This window comes from Methanobrevibacter sp. (assembly GCF_017432245.1).
In the GTDB taxonomy this organism is placed as follows: domain Archaea; phylum Methanobacteriota; class Methanobacteria; order Methanobacteriales; family Methanobacteriaceae; genus Methanobrevibacter.
Map to the genome: position 1 here is coordinate 1 of NZ_JAFRJO010000074.1, position 3,393 is coordinate 3,393.

Sequence of the window (3,393 nt, forward strand, 5' to 3'; positions counted from 1 at the left end):
TGAAGACAGTAGAAAAGAAGGAGTTAAAGGATGTGTTGGTTGTGCAGACTGTCACTCATGATGCTGAACAAGCTAAAGATAAAAAAGCAGCATTAGGAACTGATGTTGTCATTGAGAATTTCACTACAGAAGACATTAATGCTTTTGATGTAATTGACGATTTGAAAGATATTGATAAAAAGACTCAAAAGACTATTTTAAAGGTTGGAGTAGATGCAAATTCTGAAGAAAGGGCAGGTTCATTTGTTCAAATGGATCAATCAAATATCTTTTCACATTCCATTTCAGATTCAATTGAACTTATGAACTTAGGGGTTGCTTTAGACAAACACTCCTGGCTAAAGGATTATTTATGGAAAGCGGTTAAGCCTGATGTTGATAAGTATACTGCCCAATGTGCTTTAATGGAAGCTGAAAATGAAGCATATAGTGGTTATTTTGTCAGATCTTTACCTGGAACCAAGGAAATTTTCCCAGTTCAGGCTTGTATGTTTATTGCAGACCAAGATGTTATGCAAACTGCTCACAATATTGTTATTGCTGAAGAGAATTCAGAGCTTCATTTAATTACCGGCTGTGCAACTGGCGATGATATTTCATCTGCACTTCACGTAGGTGTTTCTGAAATTTATATCAAGCCGGGAGCAAAAGTAACTTTCACTATGGTCCATAATTGGGCAGAACAAGTGGAAGTACGTCCAAGAACTGCAATTTATCAGGAAAAGAATAGTACTTATATCAATAATTACATTTTAACAAGCCCAGTTAAATCCATTCAGTCTTATCCTACCACTTACTGTAATGGTGAGAATGCAAGAGCATTGTTCCAAAGTATTCAAAGCGGAATTAATGATTCAATAATTGATATGGGTTCAAGAGCTATTTTAAATGCACCAAATACCAGTGCGGAAATCATTTCCCGTTCAGTTGCTAATGATCAATCCAAGATTTATTCAAGAGGTCATTTATCCGGAAATGTTCCTAATGTAAAAGGACACCTTGAATGCCACGGATTAGTTTTAGATGATAATTCATCCATTTATGCAGTTCCTGAGCTTGAAGCAAATGCAGCAAACCTTGAAATGTCTCACGAAGCGGCAGTTGGTCAAATCGATGAGGAAGAGATCTATTACTTAACTTCAAGAGGATTGACTGAAGAAGAAGCAGCTTCAATGATTGTAAGAGGTTTCTTAAGTATGGACATCACTGGCTTGCCAGATGAATTAGCTGCTGAAACTCAAAAAATGATTGACATGAGTTTGGATGGAATGTAATTCAAGCTTTTTTGGTCTTCGACCAAAAAACCTTGACCAAAACTTTTTCTAATTGTTGGGAGTAATTGCTCTTAACTTATTATTTTTTTATTTTTTATTCTAACTAATTTTTTCAACAAATTTTTTGCTAATTATTGTAATTTTTTCTATTTTTTTCAAAATTTCCAATTTTTCTAAAATATCTTAAATTCTTTATTTTAGGTATTCCTTAATTTTTAGCAATTTTTTTAAATTTCATTCTTAATTATAAAAATTGTTTTAATAAATTATAACTTAATTTAATTTTATATAAATTCCTTATTTCAAAATTAAGTTAAATTTGATAGTTATTTTTATATATTTATTAATAATCTTGCCTATTTTTCAATATTATTTCGTATAAATTGAAATTAATTTTCAGGCTTTGTAATATCTTTTTTTAAAAAAGTATTATAGTATATAAGTCTTTTGAATTTAACTTCCAAGTAACCTTTATATTTAATTTTAATAATATATATTATTAGTACATTAATGTTAAGCTGAGCTAGCTCATTAGCGTACGATGATTTGAGATTAAGGTATGCCTTAACATACTTTAATATAGATTTGAAAAACTTTTTTAAAAAAGAAATTAGATTGAAATCTATAACTTTAAAAATTTTGATTTGGTTTTTAAAGTTAAAACGGAATTCTTGAATTTTTTGATTTGGATTCAAGAAGGTAATCTATTAAGATTTTTGATTTGGATCTTTATAGATTAAAAATAGTGAAAACTATTTAGGTTGAATATCTCAATTATTTCAATTTTAATAAAGTTTAATATTTTCAATCGGTATTAAATGAATTGAATTGTATTAGTTTTGATTTGATAATATGGTTTAATGATTATTAGATTGAAATAGTTGGATGAGTCTTAGATTAAATTAAATTTTTTTTAGGACTATAAACTAAAATTTTAATAGAGGAGGATAAACTCTATGTCTGAAGATATAAAAATTGTAATGTTTTGTTGTAACTGGTGTTCCTATGGTGGAGCAGATACTGCAGGTACTGCAAGAATGCAATACCCACCTAACATTCGTGTTATTAGAGTAATGTGTTCTGGAAGAATTGACCCTCAGTTTATTTTGAAAGCATTCAGAGACGGTGCTGATGGTGTATTCGTAGCAGGATGCCACATGGGTGACTGCCACTACGATGCAGGTAACTATAAACTTGACAGAAGAATGAGATTAGTTTATAAATTAGTCGAAGATATGGGAATCGGAAGAGAAAGAGTCCACCACGACTGGATTTCTGCTTCTGAAGGAGAAAAATTCGCTAGTTCTGTAAAAATGATGGTAAACAGAATTAAAGATTTAGGACCTTCCCCATTAAAAGCACAATTAGATGCTGAAGGATAAATTTAAATGGAGGATTATTTATGGCAGATAAAGCTAGAGTAGGAACTATGTGGCTCGGAGGTTGTTCCGGTTGTCACTTATCCATTGCGGACTTTCACGAATCTTTATTAGATGTTTTAGAATTAGCACAATTCGAATTCTCACCAGTATTATGTGATACTAAATACGATGAAGTACCTGAATTAGACGTACTCATTGTAGAAGGTGGAATTAGAAACGAAGAAAACAGAGAATTAGCAGAAATGTTAAGAGAAAAAGCTGGCCTCGTTATTGCATACGGTACTTGTGCTGCTTACGGTGGTATCCCTGGTCTCGGTAACTTACACACTGTAGAAGAATTAACTACTGAAGGTTACATTAACTCTTGCAGTACTGTAAACCCAGAAGGAATCATTCCTAACGAAGATGTTCCAACCTTAGAAAGCAGAGTAAGACCATTAGGTGAAGCAATTCAAGTTGACTTAATGATCCCTGGTTGCCCTCCAAAATCTGACGTAGTAGCAGAAGCTATTCTTACCTTATTAAACGGAGGAACTATCGAATTACCAACCACTAACCTTTGTGAAGTATGTCCTAGAGAAAAACCACCTGCTGGACTCGCTATGGACTTCATTAAAAGACAATTTGAAGTTGGTAAACCAGAAGATGATTTATGTTTAATTGCTCAAGGTTTAGTATGTATGGGACCTGCAACCGTATCCTTATGTGGTGCACAATGCCCAAGTATTGCTATCCCA

At 32.3% G+C, this 3,393-nt stretch carries 3 protein-coding genes; all 3 read left to right on the top strand.

Annotated elements, in window-relative coordinates; all coding sequences use genetic code 11:
- The first annotated feature begins 41 nt into the window (after positions 1–41).
- Positions 42–1,274, top strand: a complete 1,233-nt coding sequence (locus tag IJI80_RS06155; RefSeq protein WP_292788559.1) for a SufD family Fe-S cluster assembly protein — start codon at positions 42–44, stop codon at positions 1,272–1,274.
- Positions 1,275–2,230: 956 nt separating this feature from the next.
- Positions 2,231–2,656 carry a hydrogenase iron-sulfur subunit gene (locus IJI80_RS06160; protein WP_292777403.1) on the top strand — a complete coding sequence of 142 codons (426 nt, stop codon included), beginning with the start codon at positions 2,231–2,233 and terminating at the stop codon, positions 2,654–2,656.
- Between the two features lie 20 nt (positions 2,657–2,676).
- The coding region (locus IJI80_RS06165; RefSeq protein WP_292788557.1) for a F420-nonreducing hydrogenase at positions 2,677–3,393 on the top strand (717 nt) is incomplete at its 3' end.

Coding starts and splice junctions, on each gene's coding strand:
- IJI80_RS06160 (WP_292777403.1), top strand. CDS start 2,231: ATGTCTGAAGATATAAAAATTGTAATGTTTTGTTGTAACTGGTGTTCC.